The following is a 23,360-nucleotide window of genomic DNA, read 5'->3' as shown; positions in this document are numbered from 1 at the left end:
GCCGATTCGCCGGTATATGAAGCGGGGGCATTAGCACAAACTATCTACGGTTTCAGACAAAGAGAAAGGAGACATCCCCTATGACCCAACCCGAAGACCGGCAGGAACAGTATGTTGCCAAGCAAATCCGGGCTGCCCAAGCCGGCGAATATCCGGAGCACAAAGAGATCGCCGAAGCCGAAAACGGATCCATGGTAAACGACATGGAAGATTTGATTCAGCTGGGAGAAGAGATGGAAGCTATGAAAACGAGCCGAGAGGACCTGGAGAAAAACGGCTTGTTGTCCGATCCGGGCCAATAGATCGTTTCAAAAAAAGCGCTGCCCCGAATTTCACAGGCAACGCTTTCAAGTGGTGTTCATATAATCCATGATCTGCTTCAGCTTCTCGGTTGCCCGCTTCTGGATCCGGGATACGCTCATTTGGGACATCCCCAGCTTCTGGGCGATTGCCCTTTGGGATTGTCCCTCTTGAAATGCCATCAACAGGACTTGCTGCTCCTGGGCCTTCAATTGGTTCAGCGCTTGCTGCAAATCCATCCGGTTCTCCACCGCATCGTAATCGTCGGCATCCATGCTGATCATCTCGCCCAGCGTTGCGGCGCTCTCGTCCGGCGACAACGGCGAATCCAAGGACACGTAATGATAACATTCCCGTCCGGCCAGCACCTCGACGGTTTCTTCAACCGAGAGCTCCAGATACTCCGCGATCTCCTTGATGTCGGGAGATCGCTCCAGCTTGACGGTAAGCTCGTCGATCGCCTGCTGGACCAACGCTCCCTTTTCCTTGATTCTTCGCGGCACCTGAATGTACCAGGACTTGTCGCGCAAATAGTTTTTCATATGCCCGATCATGCTTTTCATCGCATACGGTTCAAAGGGAATACCCAACTCGCTGTCGTATTGCTGCAGCAAACGAACCAAAGCCATTTCGCCTACCTGGTATAAATCCTCGTACAAATCCGGCCGATTGCGGGCAATTTTGCCGGCAGCCATTTTGACCATCGGATCGTATTTCCGGATTAACCGGGTGGCGATTTCGTTGTCCTTGGTTTCCTGATACAGCCGAATCAAGCGGGTTGACTCGTGAAATGACTCTTGGGGAGCCGTTCGATCGGTCATACCTTCTCCTCGCTCTTCTGGAGTCGGCGGACCATCATCACCTTCGTTCCTTTTCCGGCTTGCGTCTCCACGCTGACGTCGTCCATCAACGCCTGCATCAGATAGAAGCCTAGTCCCCCGATCGGAGCTTCGCTTAATTCCTTCTCGTGCAGCGTAACGCCGCCCGCCTGCCCCCACGGTTCAAAGCTCTCCCCTTCATCTTTGACCGTAATCGACAAAGCATCCGTTAATACTTCGAACGTAATTTCCATTTTCCCAATGTCCTGCCGGTAAGCATACAACACGGAATTGTTGCAGGCTTCCGATACCGCCACTTTCATGTCTTCAATTTCCTCATACGAAAATCCCATTTTCGAGGCTACGCCGTATAAATTCAACCTAACAATATCCACATATTCCGCTGTAGCCGGAAGGCTGATGACGATTCTCTCTACTTCCTCTATCATTAATACTCGATCCTTTCCTTATTGGGAGTTCTCCTGCTCCGCGAAAAACCTAGCTATCCCGGTCATTTCAAACAGCTTCCGGATGTGGTCCGGCACTTCCCGCACATAAAACCTCGAGTTCATTCCTTGTCTTGCTTTCAAGATGGACAGGAAAATCCCGATCCCGGTGCTGTCGATGTACTTCAATTCTTTCAGGTTCAGGACCAAATCGGCATCATCTTTTCCTACCAGCGGGTCCATTACCTTACGAAAATCAGGGGCTACGGACAAGTCCAGCTCGCCGTGCAAAGATACGGTGCAAATCCCGTTTTCCAGTTGTGTCGTGGTGGAAAATTTCAAACTTTTTCTCGTGTTCATGAAATACTCTCCCTGGAATAGGTTTTCTTAATACAACATAACCCAGCTTGTCCTCCGCTGAATCAACGGGTTTCGGCTTCACCGGGGGCCATGCTGCGAAACGTGAGCGCAAAAGTGAATGCCGTGCCGTTCTCCTCCAGCGGCTTCGCCTGAAGCTCGCCGCCCAGCAGGTTCACCAGTTTCCGGCAAATGGCCAGCCCCAGCCCGAGGCCGCCATATCTCCTCGTCATGGAGGAGTCGAACTGCGCAAACGGTTCAAACAACTGGAGCATCCGATCTGCAGGAATACCGATCCCTGTATCGCCGATCGTGAAGCTCAATCCAATGTTTCCGCTTCCGACAGGTTGGTTTGAGGCTACGACCATATAGATCCTGCCTTTATCGGTGAACTTGACGGCATTAGCCAACAAGTGAATCAGCACTTTGCGCAGCCTCCGGATATCGCCATAGAGCAGATCCGGTAGCCGCTCATCGATGAGGAAATACAGGTCCACCCCTTTGCCTATGGTCTCTTGCCGGAACAAGGAGAAGATATCCTGAATCGCTTCCCGAAGCGCAAACGGGGTTTCCTCCAATTCCAGCCGATCTTGACCCAGCCGGGTAAAATCTAGGATATCATTAAATATCGATAACAGGGTATTGGAGTTGGCAAAGATCAAGCTGGCGTATTTCTTTTGCTCCTCGGTCAGTTCCGTTTCCAGCAGCAGCTCGCTCATCACGAAAATTCCGTTCAGCGGCGAACGGATTTCATGGCCCACCATCGCCAGGAAATCCCGTTTGGCTTGTTCGCTGGCAGCCGCGGCCGCCTGAGCTTTCGCGAGCTCGCGGTTCAGGTGCTCCAATTCGCGTTTCTTTTGTTCCAGCTCCAATTCCGCCCGCTCCTTGCCGCCCGTATCCTTCATTTGAGCGAGATCCAGACCAGGCATTTATCGTCCTCCCTATTCCGCGGAACGGTCTCTTCAAAGAACAACCGGCTCATCGCGTCGCGGTCGAAGTCATGGCCGCAGGTGTTCAGTTGATTCTCCAGCCAGGCCTGCCGCGCCTCCGCCGATTCTTCCTGCGCATCAATCAACCCGTCGGTGTAGAGCACCAGATGGCCCGGTCCTTCGTAATGAAGCGTCTGCGGATCGGTTTCGATGCTGTCGAACAAACCTACGGGCGGACCCACCTTATCCAAACGGACGGATGGTCGGTTCTCCGTAAACAACAGGGCAGGCGGATGTCCGGCATTCACGTATTCGATGATTTTGCTCCGGGTATCTACAACGAGATAAATGGCCGTGAAATAATATTGAATCAATTTGCTTTCGATATGCAGCTGGATAAATCGGCGGTTGAGCTCTTGAATGACCTTCTCGGGTTCCACGAAGGTATGTACGGTATCTTTCAAAACGGAGGAGATGAACATGCAGAAAAGGGATGAGGAAATGCCATGACCCATCATATCAAGCAAAATAATCGCGTATTTCCCCCCTCCAAGCGAATACCAGGAATACAAATCTCCCGCCAGCTCGTAGGAAGGCTTGTAAATGGCGTCGATTTCGACTTCCGAATCACGGATTGGGGCGCTTAGAACGGCATTCTGGACAAGTGACGCCAGCTTCAATTCCTCCTGGATGCGTTGATCCCGGTTACGGTGCCAGTCCTTCTCCAGCTTAAGTCTTAATGCCAGGCGAATCCGCGCCATCAGCTCCACCTTATTGATCGGTTTCGTCACATAATCGACGGCCCCGGCATCCAACGCTTCCGCAAGCTTGTTGGAATCCCCTACTGCCGTGACCACGATGATCGGGATCTCCCGAAGATGTTCGGAACGCTGCAAAATCCGGCAAGCTTGAATCCCGTCCATCTCCGGCATCATCATGTCGAGCAGAATCAAATCCACGTCGGATGGCCCGCTCTCCTCAACTTTGTCCAGATTCTTCACGCCAAGCCTCTCGAACATCTCCCGGGCGGAAGTTACCGCAACCGTGTTCCGGTAGTTTTCCTTCTTCAAGATCTCGCGGATGATAATGGTGTTTGTCGGATTGTCGTCAACGATCAATATTCTCATGTTTATCTCCTTAGAATGAGCTTGAGCTATGAGTCATTTTAGTTCGGCGCAAAAACGCGCCCGTCCTGCCCGATAACGCAACCCGATCACACTCAGCAGCGAAAAAAGGAACGGGGCACTTGCCCCGTTCCATATTACTCGAATATCAACACGGGCAAGGCATGAGTAACAGGGTACATTACCCCTTTTCCCCCCGATTGAAACGGCCATCGAAGCCGCCGTGAAAGGATCGCCTTAATTCCGGTATTTCTGCCAGACGTCGGCGGCTACATCCACCCATTTGACCCAACCGGCGGATTTGCGGTTTGCGTCCGGTGCTGGAAGCTCCGTTTCGGCTTGAACCTCTCGGACCGGAGCCTCCGGCGCTGCCGGGCTTGCGGCCGGAACCTTACGTTTCGCCGGCCGAGGCCGACTTGCAATCCGGCTCGCCAAGGCGGCCGAAACCTGCTTTGTCGCCAGCGTGACTTCGTTCAGCACCTCGCCGGCATGTTGGACCGATTCCATCAACGGATCGAATTGCTTCAGTTTATGCTGGATATCGCCGGTCAAATCGTTCGCCTGCCGAACGGCGTGCCGGACCTCGGTTCCCAGTTCATCAATCGTTTTTTGTACTTCCCGCAGCGTCTCCGACGTGGTCTGGAGCGACCGCTCTGCTGCGATGAGCGTTTTGACCAGATAAACGACAAGCACCACAAAGGCAGCCGCGGCAACCGCCACACTGATCTCCCAAATCATACAACTTCCTCGCTTTCCGTCCGTATGCGTTACCCGTTCTTTCCTTAACTATACACGAAAATGTGCGGAAGAACAGTCGTTTCTTTATACGGTTTTAGCGAGACAACAAAGCCGCTTTGTCTTCCCCATAGACGGGAACAAACCAAAGCGGCCTAGTTTTTTCGTTTATTTTAAGACGCTGCCGCCAAACATGAAGCGGTGTACCCAGGAGCCGTCGAGCTGATCGACGATGACCCCGCCGGACTCCGTTGAGTACGTGTGGAGCAGTTGGCCGTTGCCAAGGTAGATCGCCACGTGGGTGATCCGCTGGCTTTGCTTGTCGATTCCCTCGTAGGATTTGGCCGAAGAGCCTTTATAACTCATGAAAAAGACCAAATCGCCTCGCTTTAAGCTGTCGATGCTGTAAACTGCGGTGCCGTTGTCTTTGATGTAATCCCCTTGCTGGCGGGAATCCGCCGGAAGCGTAAGGCCTAATGCATCCTTGAAGGCTTGTCTCACGAAATCGGAGCAGTCGAACGTTGACGTGTTACTGCGGCTCGAACCGTATTCATACGGCGTCCCCAGGTATTTCATGCCGGCCGCTATCACCTGTTCGATTTGCTGGCTGATCCCGTTCGATGGTGCAGGGGCTGGGGCTGGCGTTGGAACGGGTTCCGGTGCAGGAGCTGGAGTTGGAGTTGGCGCCGGCGTTTGGGACTCGCCAATTTCCAAATATTTCTCCATCGTGCTGACGTAACCTATCGTTCCATCGGACGTCTGTACTTTATAGAAATAATCATTGCTTTGTTCCAGGATCGTCAGCTGCGTGCCCGTACGCAGCATCGTGATGACGCTGCCCGAAGTGGACGGTTCATTCCGCATATTAACGCCGTACGCTACCGTGGCTGGCCAGCCAAGCGACGGTTGGGAAGGCGCAGGGGAAGCCGCATCGATCTGAAGGTATTTCTCGTTTGTGCTTACATATCCGATCTGTCCGGCGGATGTTTGCACTTTATAGAAATATTCGTTGCTTTGTTCGAGAATCTTCAGCTGTGTGCCTTTGCTCAGCATGTCGATAATCTTGCTCGAGGAAGACGGCTCATCGCGCATATTGACGCCGTATATAACCGTTGCTGGCCATCCCAAATAAGGTTGGGAAGGGGCGGTTACCACCGTTTCCACTTGAATATACTTGTCGTTGGAGCTGACGTAACCAACCGTTCCGTCCGCGGTTCTCACTAGATAAAAGTAGTTATTGCTTTGATCCAATACAGTCACTTCGGAACCCTCTTTAAGGAATCCGATCACTTTGCCCGAAAGGGAAGGTTGGTCACGAAAATTGACCCCGCCGACAATATGACCTTTGGTTATCGTCTGGGCGGTAGAGGTTGCGGCCGCAGCCTGATGAGGAACAGCTGTATAAGTAGAGAGAAGAATGGCACTCAACAATGTGATCGCTATGCTTCGTTTCATGTTTGATGTCCTGCCTCCTTAAGTAAAATCTGGTTGTTAACCTTCGTTCCAACGTTCTCCTTTCTTTGGTCTTGCCCCCATTATATCCCTTGTCGAAATTGGTCTAAATCAGTCGAAGATCACATTATAGGAAAGCGCATTCAACGACATTGGGCCTAGTTTCCATCATCCAAAAATAGAGGCAGTCGACCTATAAATTCAGGCTAAAACCAACCGATGAAAACGCCTCTCCTTGCAAAAACGCTTGATTTTTATAACGAAAGTACCTGATTTCGCTAAACCCTAAACAGGTTTCAAAATAAACCCATTTTATCCAATCGGCCTATTTTGTAGGGATAACCGCCCGGTTTTTGCGCAAAAAAAACCAAGCGGATAGGCCTGGTAATTGTTTCCTTTGGCCTGCCTGCTTGGGCAACGAATTGCCGCGATGGCTTGTCTTCTTATTTCCTATGTATGGGGCTTATCCTTCTTTGGGCTCCACATGAACGTGAACATGCATGACGTTTTGCTTGCTTCTCATCCGTTCCTCAACCCGGTCGCTGATTTTATGGCTTTCGATCACCGTCAGCTGCGGATCGACTTCAATGACGACGTCAACCAGCACATGATTGCCGTGAACGCGGGCCTTCAGATCCTTGATGCCTTCCACGCCTTGGGTCCTGGCAATCGTGCTGCGCAGGTCGCCCAGCTCCTTCTCGTCAAACCCGTCAGTAAGATTATGCGTCGACTGGCGGAAGATGTCCCACGCCGTTTTGCAAATAAGCAGGCCCACCGCAATCGCCGCCACTACGTCTAGCCATGGCAATCCGAATTGCGCCCCGATGATCCCGATGGCGGCACCTACGCTCACCATGGCGTCCGACAGGTTGTCCTTCGCAGCGGCCATTAACGCCTGGTTGTTGATTTGCTGGGCCAGTCTCCGGTTGTAGGCATAAACGCCGCCCATCGCCACGGCGCAAACAGCGGCAACCGCGGCCGAGAGAATGTCGGGCTGGCTATGCACGCCTGCAGCCAATGAACGGATCGCGTCAAGAATCACCTGAATGCCGACCATCGCCATAATAAAAGAGGCAACCAACGCGGCGATCGTTTCCGCCCGGAAATGACCATAAGCATGATCCGAGTCCGGCGGTTTCTGCGAGATTTTGAGGCCGATCAACACGGCCACCGAAGCCACGATATCCGTGAGATTGTTAAAGCCGTCGGCCAACAGCGCGTTGGAATTAAAATAAAACCCGCTAACCAATTTAAAAGCGGACAGCAGCAAATAAGCGGCAATGCTTACCCAAGCCCCGCGTTCCCCTTTGCGTATATCGTCGTAAATATCCAAGCCCCGCACCTCCAGACTTCTCCCCGAAGCCAAATACCTATTTCTTCGAAATCCCTAGATCTGCTTTCATGAAAAGCGTTTAATCATCGTAGCAAATAAACCCCGTGTAAGTCTAGAGAAACAGTGTTGCCTCCGGGAAAAGCAGCCTTCATCATTATTCCCGTTGTACGCGCTTTTAAAAACGTATAAAATAGGGACAGCCCCTTTCTACTTACGAGGAGATGATATCGGTGACGGAAGCGAAAGAACCGCGCAAAATCGATTTGGCCGAAGCGATGCGCCAAAAGCTGCAGCAGAAGAAACAACAGCAGCAAGCGGCGAACAAGCCTGGGATGAAGGACAATCTTCAAACCAAGGCGCTGAAGAGCCAAAATAATAAAAAGCCGAACAATCAGCGCCGCCGGACAGGCGGTTCGTAAAAAATCCAGGCAACGCAAAGAAGCCGCACGGAGCAGGTCCCCTAAGACCCGCCCGTGCGGCTTTTGTATGATCCGTTCATCGCAGCTTCGCTGCCGATTTTAGACCTTTTAGACCTCTTCCGGATACATCGATTTCCGCAGGTTTTGGATTTCTTCGCTCTCCAGGTACTCATCGTACGTCATGACGCGGTCGATGATCCCGTTTGGCGTGATCTCGATAATCCGGTTAGCGATGGTTTGGATAAACTGATGGTCATGCGACGTGAACAGGATCGTCCCGTCGAAATCGATCAGCCCATTGTTGAGCGCTGTAATCGATTCGAGATCCAAGTGGTTGGTCGGCTCGTCGAACAGCAGCACGTTGGCGCCGTTCAGCATCATTTTGGCCAGCATGCAGCGGACCTTCTCGCCCCCGGACAATACGCTCGCCTTCTTCAACGCCTCCTCGCCGGAGAACAGCATCCGTCCAAGGAAGCCGCGCAGGAACGTTTCATCCTGGTCGTTCGAATATTGGCGCAGCCATTCGACCAGATTCAGTTCCACGCCGTCAAAATAACGGGAGTTATCTTTCGGGAAATACGCCTGCGAGGTCGTAACCCCCCAGCTGTATTCGCCGCCGTCGGCTTCCAGTTCGCCCATCACGACCTGGAACAGTGTGGTTTTCGGCAGGCTGTTCGGTCCGACGAACGCAATTTTGTCGCCTTTGTTCACGACGAAGCTAACGTTATCCAGCACCTTGTCGCCTTCAACGGTTTTGGTCAGCCCGTCAACCGTCAGCAGCTGCTTGCCGGCCTCGCGTTCCGCCTTGAAATGCAGAAACGGATATTTCCGGTTGGACGGACGGATGTCTTCCAGCGTGATTTTATCCAGCTGCTTCTTCCGGGAAGTCGCTTGCTTCGATTTCGAAGCGTTCGCGGAGAAACGTTGAATAAACGCCTGGAGTTCCTTGATTTTCTCTTCCTTCTTCTTGTTCGCGTCCCGCTGCATTTGCAGCGCTAGCTGGCTGGACTCGTACCAGAAGTCGTAGTTGCCGACGTACATCTGGATTTTGCCGAAGTCGATGTCCGCGATGTGCGTGCACACCTTGTTCAGGAAGTGCCGGTCATGGGATACGACGATAACCGTGCCTTCATAATCCATCAGGAAGTTCTCGAGCCACTGGATCGATTCGAGGTCCAAGTGGTTGGTCGGTTCGTCCAGCAGCAAGTTGTTCGGGCGTCCGAACAACGCCTGCGCCAACAGGACGCGGACTTTCTCGTTGCCGCTAAGCTCGGCCATCTTCTTATCGTGCAGCTCGCGAGGGATTCCGAGGCCGATCAGGAGCGCTGCCGCATCCGGTTCAGCGTCCCAGCCGTTCAGCTCGGCGAATTCGCCCTCCAACTCGCCGGCGCGCATGCCGTCCTCTTCGGAGAAATCGGCTTTAGCGTAAAGCGCATCCTTCTCTTTCATGATCGAATACAACCGGCCGTGTCCCATGATGACCGTTTCCAGTACCGGATATTCGTCGTATTCGTAGTGGTTCTGCTTGAGGACAGCCAAGCGTTCGCCCGGCGTCATAAACACTTCGCCTTGGTTCGGCTCGATTTCGCCGGAAAGAATCTTCAGGAACGTCGATTTGCCCGCCCCGTTCGCCCCGATCAAACCGTAGCAGTTCCCGGGGGTGAATTTTATATTTACGTCCTCAAAAAGTGCCCGTTTTCCATACCGGAGCGTTACACCGTTAGTGCTGATCATGTTAGGCATTACCATCCTTTTATCATAGTGAGTGCGGACTATCCGAAATAGTCGATACTACTGGCGTATTATATCATAGATCGCCAAGGAAATTGAACCAAAAGCGAAGAAAGCCTTAAATTGGGCCCTAACCGGGTTGCTGCCCAGTGCTCTCTCTTGGTACCTCTTGGCACCTCTTGGTACCTCTTGGCACGATTATCCCTTTCGATCAGTAGGCTGGAGTAGAGTCGAGGTTGGGGGTGCAACATAGATAAGGTTGCAAAAATTACGGAATTTATGGAATTTTATTCTTGATAGGAGAACATATGTTTGGTAAAATAGTAACAAGCGAACATACGTACCTATTTCTCGTTTTGGAGGCCAGAGACATGGAAAATAATATGGGAGTGGAGCTTCATACAATCAGCAACCGCTACGCCAGCGAGGAGGCTTGCATGGAAGCGTTAATCGCAACGAAGTGGCCAAACGGCTTCGTATGCCCGCGCTGCGGTTACAACCGGTGTACCCGCCTGAGTTCCAGAAGAATCCCCTTGTTCGAGTGTGAAGGCTGCTCGCATCAAACGTCTCCTTTGGTCGGCACGATTTTTGAAGGAACGCATCTGCCCTTGTTGAAATGGTTTCAGGCTTTGGAGTTGTTTCTGCTCCCTGATGGTATCTCGGCGATGCGGTTAAGCAAGGTGATCCGGGTCACCTACAAGACTGCTTGGTTAATGCTGCACAAAATCCGCCATACGCTCGGAGAATTCGATGCCCGGAAGCTCTTGAGCGGGGAAGTGAAAGTGAATAGCGATCAATATGGGAAGAACCCATACCGGTGTTACCGGTTTCCTCATCCCTATGCCTCGGCGGTCGTTGCCGGCTGTTCGGTTACGGAGTCGGGTGAACCGGAGCATGTGAAAATTCACCTGGTGCCGCAGAAGCGGGGGAATGGAGCCAGAGCCACCCGTCGCGAACTCGCAGCTTTTATCAATGGACAAGTGGATGTCCAAACATCAATCATACAGTCTTACCCGCTGGCCTTTCGGCTTTATACGCCCTTGCGTAAAGTGGTCAGAGAAGCGTGGGAATCGCTGAAAAATACATACGTTGCCCTGGGACCGAAGTATCTTCAGGCGTACTTGAACGAGTACACTGGACGCCGGGAACTGCGGCTGCCCGGAATGGAGGAAGTAATGCTGCAGAAGTTGCTGCACATGGGTGTGGCGATTCCGACAATCACCTACGACAAGCTCATCGAACGTCAACCGAATCCGGCGTTTGCAGCTGCGGCTTGATCGCACATCAACGGATGTGCCAAAGGAAAGGGCTTGGCTTCGCGAAGAACAACCTAGTCAATAGTGGGATTAGCTAGTGGAATGAACTAGTAGAGTGAGCTAGTAGAATGAGCTAGTGCAATGAGCTAGTGCAATGAGCTAGTAGATTGAGCTACTAGTAACGCCGCCTGATCAAACGGGATAATCGTGCAAAAGAGGCTGGACAGCAAGTTTTGATCTGCCGCCCAGCCCAACTTTAATTATGGGGTTCATCCACTCAGATTATTTCATTCGTCCGCTCAACTGCGGAATTTTCTCCGTCACTTCCGGCGGCATCGCGGCTGGCGGTTGCGGCGTCAGATGAGGCAATCGCAGCGTTTCCCCATGATGCAGCAGCCGAATCTTATCTTCGGAGATGCCGCGCCGCCTCCGGTCCGCCTCCAGGCGGTCAAGCGCTTCCCGGGCGGTATCGTCAGCCAGGCGAAACGTGCCGTAATGCATCGGAACCATCAGCTTGGCCTTAACGTCGATGAATGCTTGAAGCGCCTCCTCCGGCGTCGTATGCTGGCTGGTCATGAACCATTCCGGCTCATACGCGCCGATCGGCAGCAATGCGGCATCGATATCGTAGCGGCTTCCGATTTCGGCAAAGCCGCGGAAATAACCGCTGTCCCCGGCAAAATAGATGACCGGCGGTTTCTCATTCGCCCGGGTCGCTGCAGGTTCCAAAACGTACCCGCCCCAATGGGACGTATTCGTATCGAACGGCGTCCGGCGCGTCCAGTGCTGGGTCGGGACGAACGAGATGTCGACCTCCCCGATCCGCACCCGCTCCCACCAGCTCATCTCTTGGACGCGGTGGAATCCCTTGCGCCGCATTTTTCGCCCAAGTCCAACGGGAACCAAAATCGTGGTCTCCCCGCCGTATAAGCGGCGAATCGAAGCCAAATGCATATGATCGTAATGGGAATGGGAGATGAGGATCACATCGATCGGCGGCAACTTGTCGATCGGGACGCCCGGTTCGCATAACCGGCGCTGAAATCCCATTCGCGTCGCCCAGACCGGATCCGTCACGACATTTAACCCCTGATACTGAATGAGAAACGTAGAATGGCCGATCCAGGTCATCGTGGTCTCCACGCGGTTTTGATGCAAGTAATCGAGCTGCGGCGGCTTGTTAGGGATAACGTAGGAATAGTCCTTCTTTTTTCTGCGGCGCTCTTCCCGCCATTGTCTGAACTGCTTCAACGTTTTGTCTGTGCTTACGTTATCAATGTTGTTGTAGCGCGTTCTTCTTGGCATCGCTCCAGTTGCTCCTCTCCGCATGTTCTTTCGCTTTTCTCCTATTTTAGAGTAGTTTCGGCGGCAAACCAAACTTCGCGTTTCATTCGGCCCGATCCTTATACTTCCAGGCATAGATAAACAGGAACAACACCGCCCCGGCAACAACCAGCTCCGGCGCCACCATCATCATGAACCACTCCACCGTCATCACCCTTTCCCCGGCGAGCTGCCCCGTACGTATTTGGCATCGAACAAAAACAAGCGCATCAGCAGAAACAAAGAAGGAATGAGGATGCATAACCCCGCGACGAAGGCGGTGATCAAGGCGACGGCCATCGTCTCGTTCGTGAAGCTTTCATGGATGCTGACCTGCTTATAGAGAATATAAGGAAGGTGGCTGCGGCCATATCCGTACCAGGCAAATGCGAACTGCAACATGACCAGCAGGAACGACCAGCCCAACCGTCGTTTTTTCCATACCAACGCAACGGCTCCCAGGAAGCAGGCTAACGAGGCGATAAACATCCACGCTACCTCCAGCATATGAGCGTAATGCTCCGGATTCTGCCGGTTGATTTGAAAAAAGGCGAACACACAGGCCAGAATCGTCGGCCCGCTCCACAGCAGCGCATAGCCGCGCAGCACTTCGAAAGCCCTGCGGTCCCCGGCTTTATCCGCGTAAAACGCAAGAAACATCGCCGAAATGTACAGCACGGACACGAGCGCCAGCAGGATAACCGACCAGGTATACGGATTGCCGAAGAAGGCCGTCCAGTCCAAAATCACCTTTCCCTCGGACTCGCCGATGATTCCGCCCTCCGATATCGCCAGGATCGTCGAAAGGGCAGCCGGAATCAGCAGTCCCGTCGCCCCGTAGATCCCCATATACGTTTTATTGTTCGCCTTGCTGCTGCCATAGGTGTTGTACGCATAATATGCGCCCCGCAAGGCGAGCAGTACGGTGACGAGGCTGCCGGGAACTAGCAACGCGGTGCCGTAATAGTAAGCGGAATCGGGGAAGAAGCCGACCAGGCCAACGACGAAAAAGATCAAAAACACGTTGGTCACTTCCCATACCGGGGACAGGTAACGCTGAATGATGTCGTGAATTTTGTTCTCGTGCCCCGTGATCACGCTGTAATAGCTGAAGAATCCGGCCCCGAAATCTACGGAAGCCACAATTAAATAGCCGAACAAAAACGTCCATAATACTGTAATGCCGACCAGCTCGTAGCTCATTGCCCGCCTCCTCCCTCAAGCTCGGCTTGCCGCAGCTCCGTTAACGCATCTTTGTTGCGGAACATTCGGGACAACACCAGAACGCAGGATAAACACAGGACCAGATACAACACGGCGAACAACAGCAGCATCGGTCCGACGCTTTCCGAAGTGGTGGCAGCCTCTCCCACCTTCATATAGCCGCGGATGATCCACGGCTGACGGCCGAACTCGGCAAACATCCAGCCCAGCTCAATGGCTACCATCGCCAGCGGACCCAGAGCGAGAATGCCGATCAGAAGCCATACCGGAACCCTTTTTTTGCCGCCGGGCAAGTAACGCCGCAGCAAATACAGGAACGGAATCAGGACGAGCAACGCCCCGATCGTGACCTTGAGATCGAACATATAATGGATCAGCAGCGGAGGGCGCACATCCTCTGGAAATTCCTCCAGCCCGATCACTGTGGTATTCGGCGAATTTCCGGCGAGGATGCTCAGCGCATACGGGATTTCCAGTGCGTATTTGACGTTCCCCGCTTCATCCAGTACGCCGCCGTAGATCAACGGGGCCCGCTCCATCGTTTCAAAATGCCATTCCGCGGCGGCCAGCTTCTCCGGCTGGTACTTGGCCAAAAACTTGCCGGAAAAATCGCCGATCACCGCGGTCGCCAGCGCGAACACGAAGGAGGATACAACCGTCAGCTTCAGCGCTTTTTTGAAATAGGCATGGTCCCGGCCTCGCAGCAGGCTGAAAGCGGCGATTCCGGCCAGGATGCCGGCGCTGACCGTATAGGAGGAAGCCAGCACATGCGCGACCTTGGTTGGCGTTGCCGGATTAAACATCGCCACGAGCGGGCGGAAATCGGCGATCACGCCGTTCTTTAGCGTAAATCCCTGCGGCGTGTTCATGAAGGCGTTCAGCGTGGTGATGAAGAACGCCGACGCGGAGGAGCCGATAGCCACCGGTATCAGCAGGAGCAGGTGCAGCAGCTTGTTTTTGAACCGGTCCCATGTATATAGGTAAATGCCTAGGAAGATCGCTTCCACGAAAAAAGCGAAGGTCTCCATAAACAGCGGCAGCGCAATCGCCTGTCCGGCGACCCGCATAAAAGTCGGCCATAACAGGCTCAGCTGCAATCCGATCGATGTGCCGGTCACGACCCCGATCGCCACGGAAATGACGAAACCTCGCGCCCAGCGACGGGCCAGCAAGGTATAATGCAGATCGGCGGCGCGGATGCCCCGCCATTCCGCGAGTGCAATCATCAACGGCACGCCGACGCCAATCGACGCAAACACGATATGTACGAACAAGGTCAGCCCGGTGAGCATCCGGCTTAACGTGACCGGATCAAGGTTTGCCATGACGAAGCTCCTTCAGGAGAAGTAATGGAGAAAACGGATAACGCTTTTGACGAAGGCGTACAGCATGATCACGGCCACTATGAGACATACGATTGCCAGGGTTCTCTCTTGTTTCTGGAACATGCTTTGGCCTCCTTGCCCAATTAGTGTGTCGCGGTTGTTCCTTTTTATTCCTATGAGGCTTGGGCAATGCAGCGCATTGAGGTACAATAAACAAGAAAATAATAAAAAATTAAAGAATCTGTGAAGGATGGAGTCACCTTAAGAAAGGAGTCGTGAGTATTTTATGAAGATCGTCTTTATCGAACCGACCCCCAGCCCGAATTCCATGAAGCTGCATTTGGATGAAAGCCTGGAGCCGGGGATTCGGAAAACATATACGCCCGACAACGAACGTTCTGCCCCAGCCTGGATCCGCGGGCTGCTGCATATTCCCGGGGTAAGAAGCGTGTTCCACACCGCCGATTTCGTTGCCTTGGACCGTAAGGGGAACGCCGATTGGGCGGCCATTCTGTCCGAAGTGCAGAAGCAGTTCGGGCAGGAAGGGGTCGAATCGGCCTGGAGCCCGGAAAGCGGAGAAGGATCGGGGTACGGGGAAGCACAGGTGTTTGTGCAGTTCTTCCGCGGCATCCCGATGCAAATCCGGGTGAAGGCGGGGAACCGCGAAGAGCGGATTTCACTGTCCGAGCGGTTCGTAAACGCCGTGACCGAGGTAGCCAGCGCCACGCTGATCAAGGAGCGCAAGCTCACCGATTACGGCGTACGCTACGGCGAGCTGCCCGACATCGCCCGAGAGATCGAGCAGGAGCTGGAAGCGGCGTATCCGCCGGAGCGGTTGAAGGGCATCGTCGCGCAAGCGATCGCCCACGGCCGCAGCGAGACGGAGTTCGTCGAGCAGCGGCGCGAGCTTGGCCTGGACGAAATCCGCGAGCGGATGAAGGATCCGGATTGGCGCGTGCGCTACGCCGCGCTGGAGGCGCTGCAGCAGCCGGGCGCAGAAGCGCTGCCGCTGCTGGCGGAGGCGCTGCGCGACCCGCAAATGCAGCTCCGCCGGCTCGCCGTCGTCTACCTTGGCGACCTGCGGACGCCGGAAGCGATGGAGCTGCTGTACGAGGCGCTGCGCGATGCCTCCGCCGCCGTGCGCCGTACCGCCGGCGACACGCTGTCCGACATCGGCGATCCCGCGGCCACGGGGCCGATGATCGCGGCGCTGTCGGACAGCAGCAAGCTGGTCCGTTGGCGCGCGGCCCGCTTCCTGTACGAGGTCGGCACCGATGACGCCTTGGAGGCGCTGCGCGCAGCGGTGGACGACCCTGAGTTTGAGGTTGGCCTGCAAGCGCGCATGGCCGTCGAGCGGATCGAATCCGGCGAGCAGGCTGCCGGAACCGTCTGGCAACAAATGGCGGGTCGTGACCGGGGAGACAGCAAATAACCCTTACTTTGCTGGATTTTATTTGACCACTTGTCATTAATTTGACATTGCTTGGCTATCTCTCATGCGCTATACTTTGAAAATGTGTTCACACATCAAATATAGATTCAAAAATCGGTTAGGGATTGACGATTTTTGAATTACCATATAAACCTCATCATTTGGTGGGGTAGAGGTCGCGATTGTGAAGAGTACACCGGAGGAGGCGCCAGAAGCCGCCCGTGAAGCCGGTCGAAAGGCACCGTCGCCGAAGCTTGGCTGCCCGCTTCTGTCGGCATCCGGCTGGGGCTGTTTCCGAAAGGGACAGAACTGTCACGGTATTCCCGTCACCCGGGGGATATCGTGGTGAGCTATCTTCATGGAATGGTGCGGATAAACGGTATAAATATGGCCGCGGAGTCCTTTCCGCGGCCTTTTTCTGTGAAGCTCATCGTCCGCCGGCGAATCGGAGGCGGGTTCCGGGGAAAACTACGAGCTTAGAAGGAGTGTTTCACCCATGAGTAAACCAAACCACACGGCGGACGATCGGCTGAAGCCGGGGCTTAAAGCCCGCCATATGACGATGATCGCCTTGGGCGGTTCGATCGGGACCGGCCTGTTCCTGGCGAGCGGCGGCGCCATTGCCTCCGCAGGTCCCGGCGGAGCGCTGCTCGCGTATGCCGCCGTCGGCATCATGGTCTATTTCCTGATGACCAGCTTAGGCGAACTGGCCACCTACATGCCGGATTCCGGTTCGTTTGAAACGTACGCCTCCCGCTTCGTCGATCCTTCCCTAGGTTTCGCCATGGGCTGGAACTTCTGGTACAACTGGGCGATCACCATCGCAGCCGAGTTGTCCGCGGCGACGCTGATTATCAAGTACTGGTTCCCCGACAGCCCGTCGCTGCTCTGGAGCGTGTTGTTCCTCGCCTTGATCGTCCTGCTGAACATCCTGTCGGTCAAAGGCTACGGCGAATCGGAATACTGGTTTGCCATGATCAAAATCGCCGTCGTGATTGTTTTCCTGATCGTTGGCGTGCTCATGATTTTCGGCATTATGGGGGGCGAGGCCGTGGGCTTCTCCAACTTCACGGTAGGGGATGCTCCGTTCCATGGCGGTTTCTTCACGATCCTTGGCGTATTTATGGCGGCCGGCTTCTCGTTCCAGGGAACGGAAATGGTCGGCGTGGCCGCCGGCGAGAGCCATAACCCGAGAGAGCATGTACCTCGCGCGATTCGGCAAGTGTTCTGGCGGATCCTCGTCTTTTACATCCTGGCGATCCTCGTCATCGGGATGCTGATCCCCTATACCAATCCGAATCTGCTGCAAGGCGGAATCGAAAACATCGGCGTCAGTCCGTTCACCCTTGTGTTCGAAAAAGCCGGGCTGGCCTTCGCCGCGTCGGTCATGAACGCCGTCATCCTGTCGTCCGTCCTGTCGGCCGGCAACTCGGGGATGTACGCCTCCTCGCGGGTGCTGTATTCCCTGGCCCTGCGCGGAAAAGCGCCGAAGTTCCTGGCGAGGCTGAACTCCCGCGGCATTCCGATGAACGCGCTTTTGATGACAACGCTCGTCGGGATGGTCGCCTTCTTCGCCTCTTTGTTCGGCGACGGCGTAGTATATAACTGGCTGCTTAACGCCTCCGGCATGTGCGGCTTCATCACGTGGCTCGGCATCGCCATCAGCCATTACCGTTTCCGCCGGGCCTACGTGGCTCAAGGCCGGGACCTGAACGACCTGCCGTATAAGGCGCGTTGGTTCCCGTTTGGTCCACTCTTCGCTTTTGCGCTGTGCTTTGTCGTCATCCTGGGGCAAAACGTAGCCGCCTTTACCGGCGAAACCATCGACTGGTACGGCGTCGCCGTCTCGTACATCAGCATCCCGCTGTTCCTGGTGGTCTGGCTCGGCTACAAATGGACCAAGAAAACGAAGGTCATTCCGCTGAAGGAATGCGATCTCGAGCTGCACCCGGTGAATATCGAGAAATAAATGCCAAATCAAAGAGCAGGAGTCTGGACATTCAATGTCGCTGACCCCTGCTCGTTTTTTTTGATCCTACTCCCAATGAATCTCGACCCTTAAATCCCCCGTTCCTTCCAACGGTTCCATCAGATAACGGATATTACGGATGCCCAGATCGTACAACCCGGCTAAGTCCTCCAATAGCTGCTCATCCGAACCGGCATAACGCACGGTTAACGAACTTTTCCCGTCTTTCAAACCGTTCTTGACCCGATCCGCCAGCCCTTTGGCGTTGGACACCGCCGCGTCGGCATCATACAGGTCGTAACCCAGCGCTGTTTTCAGGTTAAGATAAGCCTCCTTCTTGGTCCCGCCCGCCTCAATCAACGCTTGAAGCGTCTTTAAATAAGGCACGGAGGCCGGAGGATAATCCGCCGCGATCCAGACATGATCCTCCCGCATCTGCGCATCCGTTCGCAAATAATACGAATAGCTTACCCGCTTCGGTACATCGGGGACCGGGTCGTCCCAGGTCGTATCGAGATGGTACCAGCGGTTATCGAGACGCACGAGATTCCAGGCATGCAACTGGTCTCCGGCTGTCCCTTCGACCAAACGGTTCTCGATGCCTGCTTCCTTCAACAGCTCGTAAGTCAATAGGGCGTAGCCTTGACATACCGCTTCGCCGGTTTGCAGACCTTCGTACGCCGTATATTTTTGCAGATCGGTATCGTATTTCAGGTTCAACACGACATAATCGTGAATCGCTTTAATTTTCTGATGGGCGTTCATGCCCGGTTCAACCGCCTGCTTCAGGATTTCCTTTACCCGTTGGCGCACATAGGCGGTCTGCTGGGCCGTTTCGCGGTAATGGACCTGCAGCGTTATCTTGGCTGAACCCGTGGTGCCTCGCCAGGAATACACGTAACGATCCACGATATATTTCGTATAGGGATCGGCATCCAACGCATCGTTCACCGCCTGCTTCAGCTGCTTCTCCAAATTTTTGGTCGACCCCTTATATTTCAAGGTAATGGTCGTGCTCCGCGCCTCCATCCCTTCCGCCAGCTTGGTCTGCAGTTGCTTGGAGGTGGTAACCGTAGCAGGTTCCGTGGCCGCATGAACCGGAACGGCAATCCATCCCAGCGGTTCGCATCCTAGCAGTACGCCGCCGATCAACCCGGTTATGAGCCACCCCTTCGAAAGTTTCCCGATTTTCTTTCCCATCTGGCTTCCCTCACCTTCCGGTCAAGCTGCATAGAGTGTCCTTCTACCGGTCTTTCAAGCCCATTGTAACATAGTCGATCCCGCAAAAGCTTTCTAGTTTTGTCGAACGGACGGAAGGTTTCGGACAAATCCCGAAACGGGAATCCGTCGCAAAAATGACGTGATTCTGACGCCTAATTTTCACATTCAGCTTCTACAAATGAAAGCCGGGCTTATGTATAATAAAAAATATCAACTTGTGATTTATATCATTGCGCAATCATACAGATTTCCGTAGGAATGGAGAATCGGATCGGATGACTATCGTGAATATTTCGGATATATCCGTGGAATTGTTTATTGCCGTCATGTTTTTTTTGCTCATTGTTGCCCCTCTGGTCAGCCTTGGCGTGCTGCGATTATTCCAGGGGCGCAAGCGGTCCGGCCTCACGTTGATCGGAAGCGGCGTGTTAGGGTATTTCGTCTTTCAATTGATTGCCGGACTGTTCAGCTAACGGTGCATAACGATATAACGCGAAAAAAACGGCGATACAGGCTCTTACCTGTATCGCCGTTTCGCTATGCCTTATTTTCCGGCAGCGGCTACCGCCTCATGCTCGGTGCTCTCGATGAATTTCTCGCAATCGATGGCAGCCATGCAGCCGCTTCCCGCCGCGGTGATCGCTTGGCGGTAGCGGGTATCCTGCACGTCGCCGCAAGCGAAGACGCCCGGAACGTTAGTCTCGGAAGTGCCCGGCTTCACCACGATGTACCCGTTCGCGTCCAGGTCGATTTGACCGCCCAGGAACGAGGTGTTCGGTTGATGGCCGATCGCCACGAATACACCGCTGGCCGGAATGATCTCTTCCTCGCCTGTTGCGTTGTTGCGCACCTTCAGTCCGGCGACCCCATGCTCGCCGGCGATGACTTCAAGCGGCGTCCGATTTAGCGCCAATTCGATTTTCTCGTTGCTGCGCACGCGATCCTGCATGATCTTCGATGCGCGGAGCTCGTCGCGACGGTGCACCAAGGTCACTTTCGAAGCAAAACGGGTCAGGAAGCCGGCTTCCTCCAGCGCGGAATCGCCGCCGCCCACCACGATGATCTCCTTCCCGCGGAAGAAAAATCCGTCGCAAGTCGCGCAAGTGCTTACGCCGCGCCCGACATTGATCTCTTCGCCCGGAATGCCCAGGTATTTGGCCGTAGCTCCTGTCGACAATACCAGCGTCTCGGCAACGAGCTCGCCGAGTCCCTCCACCTGCAGCTTGAACGGTCGTTGGCTCAGGTCCACGCTGTTCACCCAACCGGTGCGGAATTCGGCGCCGAAACGTTCCGCTTGCTTACGCATATTATCCATCAATTCCGGGCCCATGATCCCTTCCGGGAACCCCGGGAAATTCTCCACTTCCGTCGTTGTCGTCAATTGGCCGCCAGGCTGCGGCCCCTCGATAATCAGCGGATTCATGTTGGCGCGGGCCAGATAAATCGCCGCGGTTAACCCTGCTGGTCCTGTGCCGATAATAATCGATTTGTACATATCCTCAAACCCCTTCAATGGATTCATCCGAATGAAATAGAATCATTATTGCTTGATTCTAATTATGTGAAGGCTGCGGCTTCCTGTCAATCTTTGTAACGGTTGGGTTCGGTGAAGGTTAAATGAAGGAATGATGAAGGAGCTCTATGGCCAAATGCGAGCACCTTTACCGCAGCAGCCGCAGCCCGTTTAGAATCACCAGCAACGTGCTGCCCTCATGACCCACTACGCCGAGCGGCAGCGGGATTCCCGCCGCAAAGTTGCTTGCGATCAGCATCAGGATGACCGCGCCGGCAAACGTCAAGTTCTGCTTCACGATTCGCCGAGCCCGCCGAGCGAGCGAGATCGTCTCCGCAATCCGCTCAATGCTGTCGTTCATCAGCACGACATCCGCCACCTCCAGCGCCGCGCCGCTGCCGCCGCCGCCCATGGCGATGCCTACGGTCGCCGCCGCCAGCGCCGGTGCGTCGTTCACGCCGTCGCCGACCATCGCGACGCTGCCGTAGCGCTCCCGCAGCGCCCTCACGTGCTCGACCTTCTCCTGCGGCAGCAGGTCGCCGTACACGAGGTCGACGCCGATCTCCCCGGCCAGTGCGTTTGCGGTCACGCTGCGGTCGCCCGTCAACATCGCGACGGCGAGGCCCAGCTCGTGCAGCCGGTCGATGGCCGCCTTGGCCTGCGGGCGAACCTCATCGCGGAGCGCGATCAAGCCGGCGTACCCGCCGTTCCGCTGGATGGCGGAGACGGTGTGGCCTTCGGCGATCCAGGCGCGAAGCTGCTCGGCCAGCGGTCCCGGCAGCATCGGATCGCCATCGTCCGCCTTGCCGACGCGCCACGTTGCGCCGAAGACCTCCGCTTCGATGCCCCAGCCGGGAAGCGCCCGCAGCTCTTCCGCACCGCGAATCGGGATCCCTTCGGCTTCAGCCTTGCGCACGATCGCCTTGGCCAGCGGGTGCTCCGACAAGCTCTCTGCCGCAGCGCAAGCAGCCAGCACCTCCCGCGGGTCATAGCCTTCGGCGGTGTACAGCCCGGTTACTACCGGCGAGCCCTCCGTCAGCGTCCCGGTTTTGTCGAAGGCGACGACCCGAATGCTGCCCAGATGATCCATATGGGCTCCGCCTTTGAAGAGGACGCCTTTGCGGGCGCTCTTCGACATCGCCGAGAGCATGGCCGGCATCACCGACGAGACGATGGCGCACGGCGAGGCCACGACGAGAAACACCATCGCCTTATAAAAGGCGAAGGACCAGCTCCATCCGGCCAGCCACGGCGTAAGCAGGATGAGTGCCAGGGTGGCGACCACGACTGTTTTGGCGTAAATGCCCTCAAGCCGTTTAATAAATCGCTGCGTCCCCGGAACCTCCTGCTGCGCCTGCTCGACGAGGGTGATGATCTTCGCGAACAAGGTGCCTTCCGCCGGGCTGGACACCTCGACGTAAATCGCCCCTTCTCCGTTTAGCGTCCCGGCAAATACGCCGTCGCCCGGTTGCTTATCCACCGGGATCGACTCCCCGGTGATCGCCGATTGGTTCACCGCGGAGCTCCCGGTCCGGATGGTTCCGTCCGCCGGAATCACTTCGCCCGGTTTGACCAACAGCAGGTCGCCGACCGCCAACGCTTCCACCGCCACCACCTCCATCCCGTCTCCGCCGACGCGAAGCGCGGTTTCCGGCTTCATCGCGATCAACGCGGAGATGTCCTTGCGGCTTCGGTCGCTGGCGAACGATTCCAAGGCGCCGCTCAAAGCAAAGATAAAGATGAGCATCGCCCCTTCGTTCCAATAACCGATCGAGGCCGCACCAAGCGCCGCGGCGATCATCAATAGATTAACGTCTAAGTCATGCTCCTTGACTAACGTGATCAAGCCCTCCCGGGCCTTCACGTATCCCCCGACCGCGTACGCGGCAATGTAAAGCGCCATCGATACCCATGACATCGTCCCCTGCAGTCCCCAGACCCAAGCGGCGAGCATCAATCCGCCGCTGCCCAGCGCGAGCAGCATCTCCTTATGTCGTAAGAGACGCACCCAATCGAACCGCGGCTTCTTGCCCGGGTTGGGCTGATGGGCTGTTTTTTGCGCTTCGCTTATCGTTCTTCTATGGACGGCTTCCATGACGAACTCCTCCTTTTGGTCGTTTGAGATGAGAATGAAAATTATTGTTAACCCCCTAAAAATGGCGCAAGCTGCCCCGGGATCTTCCCGGAGCAGCTCACAAATGAGAACGATAATCATTTTTGTATTAGGACAATAATTTTGGTTTAGAGAAACTTTATTCACTCCTATTGTATGCCGATTCTCCCGTCTTGTAAACACCAGGTTGACAGGTTGAAGGCCCCTTATTCCGCCGAGCTTGAACTCGGCCTGCCAATGTTGTATTTTGTGCAACTTTTTACGGTGAGTTCAGCCGATTGCGGCGATATGTTGTATTTTGTGCAACAAATTCGCCTCATTTGAATGGATAGCCCGAAAT

Annotated in this window: 22 protein-coding genes and 1 riboswitch; of the genes, 6 read left to right on the top strand and 16 right to left on the bottom strand. The window is 54.9% G+C overall.

Annotation, left to right across the window (positions count from 1 at the left end; all coding sequences use genetic code 11):
• Positions 1 to 80: 80 nt before the first annotated feature.
• Complete coding sequence (locus tag MJ257_RS17745; protein WP_240270484.1) at positions 81 to 302, top strand: hypothetical protein; 222 nt, start codon at positions 81 to 83, stop codon at positions 300 to 302.
• Positions 303 to 347: 45 nt separating this feature from the next.
• Here the strand turns inward: MJ257_RS17745 and MJ257_RS17740 are convergent, their stop codons facing one another.
• From MJ257_RS17740 to MJ257_RS17705, 8 genes are all read right to left on the bottom strand, one after another.
• Entirely contained in the window at positions 348 to 1,121 is a 774-nt protein-coding gene (locus tag MJ257_RS17740) for a sigma-70 family RNA polymerase sigma factor (RefSeq protein ID WP_240270483.1), read from the bottom strand.
• Positions 1,118 to 1,567: an anti-sigma B factor RsbW gene (gene rsbW, locus MJ257_RS17735; protein ID WP_178021987.1), complete on the bottom strand. Its 450-nt coding sequence runs from the start codon at positions 1,565 to 1,567 to the stop codon at positions 1,118 to 1,120. The genes MJ257_RS17740 and rsbW overlap by 4 nt, the downstream gene beginning before the upstream one ends.
• 18 nt (positions 1,568 to 1,585) lie before the next feature.
• Entirely contained in the window at positions 1,586 to 1,924 is a 339-nt protein-coding gene (locus MJ257_RS17730) for an STAS domain-containing protein (RefSeq protein ID WP_240270482.1), read from the bottom strand.
• A gap of 62 nt (positions 1,925 to 1,986) precedes the next feature.
• The gene (locus MJ257_RS17725; RefSeq protein WP_240270481.1) at positions 1,987 to 2,850 is read right to left on the bottom strand and encodes a sensor histidine kinase; all 864 of its coding nucleotides are present in this window, start codon (positions 2,848 to 2,850) and stop codon (positions 1,987 to 1,989) included.
• Positions 2,823 to 3,977, bottom strand: a complete 1,155-nt coding sequence (locus MJ257_RS17720) for a PP2C family protein-serine/threonine phosphatase (RefSeq protein WP_240270480.1) — start codon at positions 3,975 to 3,977, stop codon at positions 2,823 to 2,825. The genes MJ257_RS17725 and MJ257_RS17720 overlap by 28 nt, the downstream gene beginning before the upstream one ends.
• A 234-nt stretch (positions 3,978 to 4,211) precedes the next feature.
• Entirely contained in the window at positions 4,212 to 4,712 is a 501-nt protein-coding gene (locus tag MJ257_RS17715) for a DUF948 domain-containing protein (RefSeq protein WP_240270479.1), read from the bottom strand.
• 165 nt (positions 4,713 to 4,877) lie between these two features.
• A complete protein-coding gene (locus MJ257_RS17710) occupies positions 4,878 to 6,164 on the bottom strand; it encodes a C40 family peptidase (RefSeq protein WP_240270478.1) in 1,287 nt (428 codons plus the stop codon).
• Positions 6,165 to 6,624: 460 nt separating this feature from the next.
• A complete protein-coding gene (locus tag MJ257_RS17705; protein WP_240270477.1) occupies positions 6,625 to 7,494 on the bottom strand; it encodes a cation diffusion facilitator family transporter in 870 nt (289 codons plus the stop codon).
• A 230-nt stretch (positions 7,495 to 7,724) separates the two neighbouring features.
• On the opposite strand from MJ257_RS17705, the gene MJ257_RS17700 reads away from it, so the two are divergent.
• Positions 7,725 to 7,913, top strand: coding sequence for a hypothetical protein (locus MJ257_RS17700; RefSeq protein ID WP_240270476.1), 189 nt, complete (start codon positions 7,725 to 7,727; stop codon positions 7,911 to 7,913).
• A 108-nt stretch (positions 7,914 to 8,021) separates the two neighbouring features.
• On the opposite strand, the gene MJ257_RS17695 is transcribed toward MJ257_RS17700, so the two are convergent.
• Positions 8,022 to 9,647, bottom strand: a complete 1,626-nt coding sequence (locus MJ257_RS17695; protein WP_240270475.1) for an ABC-F family ATP-binding cassette domain-containing protein — start codon at positions 9,645 to 9,647, stop codon at positions 8,022 to 8,024.
• A 368-nt stretch (positions 9,648 to 10,015) separates the two neighbouring features.
• On the opposite strand from MJ257_RS17695, the gene MJ257_RS17690 reads away from it, so the two are divergent.
• Positions 10,016 to 10,921: a transposase gene (locus MJ257_RS17690; protein WP_240270474.1), complete on the top strand. Its 906-nt coding sequence runs from the start codon at positions 10,016 to 10,018 to the stop codon at positions 10,919 to 10,921.
• Positions 10,922 to 11,182: 261 nt separating this feature from the next.
• On the opposite strand, the gene MJ257_RS17685 is transcribed toward MJ257_RS17690, so the two are convergent.
• The 4 genes from MJ257_RS17685 to MJ257_RS17675 form a co-directional block, all read right to left on the bottom strand.
• Entirely contained in the window at positions 11,183 to 12,205 is a 1,023-nt protein-coding gene (locus MJ257_RS17685; protein ID WP_240270473.1) for an MBL fold metallo-hydrolase, read from the bottom strand.
• An 82-nt stretch (positions 12,206 to 12,287) separates the two neighbouring features.
• Positions 12,288 to 12,389 carry a cytochrome bd oxidase small subunit CydS family protein gene (gene cydS, locus MJ257_RS25005; protein WP_416277384.1) on the bottom strand — a complete coding sequence of 34 codons (102 nt, stop codon included), beginning with the start codon at positions 12,387 to 12,389 and terminating at the stop codon, positions 12,288 to 12,290.
• Positions 12,390 to 12,394: 5 nt separating this feature from the next.
• Entirely contained in the window at positions 12,395 to 13,426 is a 1,032-nt protein-coding gene (locus MJ257_RS17680) for a cytochrome d ubiquinol oxidase subunit II (protein ID WP_240270472.1), read from the bottom strand.
• The gene (locus tag MJ257_RS17675; protein ID WP_240270471.1) at positions 13,423 to 14,772 is read right to left on the bottom strand and encodes a cytochrome ubiquinol oxidase subunit I; all 1,350 of its coding nucleotides are present in this window, start codon (positions 14,770 to 14,772) and stop codon (positions 13,423 to 13,425) included. The genes MJ257_RS17680 and MJ257_RS17675 overlap by 4 nt, the downstream gene beginning before the upstream one ends.
• Positions 14,773 to 15,058: 286 nt before the next feature.
• Between MJ257_RS17675 and MJ257_RS17670 the strand changes: the two genes are divergently transcribed.
• Both MJ257_RS17670 and MJ257_RS17665 read left to right on the top strand, forming a co-directional pair.
• On the top strand, positions 15,059 to 16,204 hold the full coding sequence (locus tag MJ257_RS17670) for a virulence factor (RefSeq protein ID WP_240270470.1): 1,146 nt from the start codon (positions 15,059 to 15,061) through the stop codon (positions 16,202 to 16,204).
• Positions 16,205 to 16,366: 162 nt separating this feature from the next.
• Positions 16,367 to 16,565: riboswitch (Lysine riboswitch) on the top strand.
• A 135-nt stretch (positions 16,566 to 16,700) separates the two neighbouring features.
• The gene (locus tag MJ257_RS17665) at positions 16,701 to 18,173 is read left to right on the top strand and encodes an amino acid permease (protein WP_240270469.1); all 1,473 of its coding nucleotides are present in this window, start codon (positions 16,701 to 16,703) and stop codon (positions 18,171 to 18,173) included.
• A 66-nt stretch (positions 18,174 to 18,239) separates the two neighbouring features.
• Here the strand turns inward: MJ257_RS17665 and MJ257_RS17660 are convergent, their stop codons facing one another.
• Positions 18,240 to 19,373 carry a transglutaminase domain-containing protein gene (locus tag MJ257_RS17660; protein WP_240270468.1) on the bottom strand — a complete coding sequence of 378 codons (1,134 nt, stop codon included), beginning with the start codon at positions 19,371 to 19,373 and terminating at the stop codon, positions 18,240 to 18,242.
• A 296-nt stretch (positions 19,374 to 19,669) separates the two neighbouring features.
• Here MJ257_RS17660 and MJ257_RS17655 point away from each other — a divergent pair, with 296 nt between their 5' ends.
• Positions 19,670 to 19,867, top strand: coding sequence for a hypothetical protein (locus tag MJ257_RS17655; protein ID WP_059040849.1), 198 nt, complete (start codon positions 19,670 to 19,672; stop codon positions 19,865 to 19,867).
• 71 nt (positions 19,868 to 19,938) lie between these two features.
• Here the strand turns inward: MJ257_RS17655 and trxB are convergent, their stop codons facing one another.
• Both trxB and MJ257_RS17645 read right to left on the bottom strand, forming a co-directional pair.
• Entirely contained in the window at positions 19,939 to 20,889 is a 951-nt protein-coding gene (gene trxB, locus MJ257_RS17650; RefSeq protein WP_240270503.1) for a thioredoxin-disulfide reductase, read from the bottom strand.
• Between the two features lie 166 nt (positions 20,890 to 21,055).
• On the bottom strand, positions 21,056 to 23,002 hold the full coding sequence (locus MJ257_RS17645; protein ID WP_240270467.1) for a heavy metal translocating P-type ATPase: 1,947 nt from the start codon (positions 23,000 to 23,002) through the stop codon (positions 21,056 to 21,058).
• Positions 23,003 to 23,360 lie beyond the last annotated feature (358 nt).

The organism is Paenibacillus timonensis (assembly GCF_022427145.1).
GTDB classification, from domain to species: domain Bacteria; phylum Bacillota; class Bacilli; order Paenibacillales; family Paenibacillaceae; genus Fontibacillus; species Fontibacillus timonensis.
This window is presented reverse-complemented; position numbering and strand designations above follow the sequence as displayed.